At 62.6% G+C, this 1,079-nt stretch carries 1 protein-coding gene; it reads left to right on the forward strand.

Annotated elements, in window-relative coordinates; all coding sequences use genetic code 11:
• On the forward strand, positions 1–1,079 hold a 1,079-nt coding region (locus tag LGZ98_RS23810), incomplete at both ends, for a toprim domain-containing protein (protein WP_262978739.1).

Genomic DNA, 1,079 nt, shown 5'->3' on the forward strand with positions numbered 1-1,079 from the left:
GGGGTACGCGGGCCATCACGGGATCGGCGGTTCAGCGGGCTTATTACCGTCCAAGAGCAGTCAGGAAGGCCAGCAACTGCGCGACAAGCTGTCGGGTCTGGGCGTGTTGCGTACGACCACCCGTCAGGACCACTTCCGGGGCTGCGTCGTGGTGCCGGTGATCGGCTGGGCCGAATCGGCCAGTGTGGCCAGCCGCGGGCGGGTGCTGCAACTGTATGGCCGCCGGACCCAGCCGGATTACAAAGTGCTGAAAGACAGCCCGAAGCATCTGTATCTGCCGTCACCGCTAGCCGGGGTCTGGAATGAGGAAGCGATGAAAGCCGCTTCGGAAATTATCCTGTGCGAAGCGCTGATCGATGCCATGACCTTCTGGTGTGCCGGGTTCCGTAACGTGATTGCCGCGTTCGGGGTGAACGGGTTTAACCGTGAGCACCTCGAAGCCTTGCAGTATCACGGCGTGAAACGGGTGCTGATTGCCTTTGACCGGGACGAGGCCGGAGACCGTGGCGCGACCAGTGTGGCGGCTGATTTACTGGAAGCCGGTATCGAGGCATGGCGGGTGCAGTTCCCGCCGGGCATGGATGCCAATGACTATGCGCTGAAAAGCGGCAACGCCGAACATGCGCTGGGGCTGGCCTTGCAACAGGCGGTCTGGCTGGGACAGGGAACCGCGCCGGGCGCGGTGTTCAGCCATGAGCGGCCCGTCTCGCCGACAGTGACGGAGCCGCCACAAAGCGCCAGTGAGCTTCAACCGGCTTCTTTAGCTGCCCGGCCTGAGTTGCCAGTAGCACCGGTGCCCTGTGAGCGCACGGCCTGCGGTGAACTGGTGATGAAAAGCGGACCCCGTATCTGGCGGGTACGGGGGATGAAAAAATCCCCGGTGCCGGATGTGATGAAGGTGAATGTGCAGGTGCGCGATGAAACGTCCGGCCTGTTCCATGTGGATACGCTGGACATGTACCATGCGCGGCATCGTCAGAACTACATCAGCACGGCGGCGCAAGAGCTGGAATGCGAGCCGTCTGTGATTAAACGCGAAGCCGGGCGGGTGCTGCTGATGCTGGAGCAGCAACAGGATG

Origin of the sequence: Photorhabdus kayaii, from assembly GCF_025384895.1 — a bacterium.
GTDB lineage: Bacteria > Pseudomonadota > Gammaproteobacteria > Enterobacterales > Enterobacteriaceae > Photorhabdus > Photorhabdus kayaii.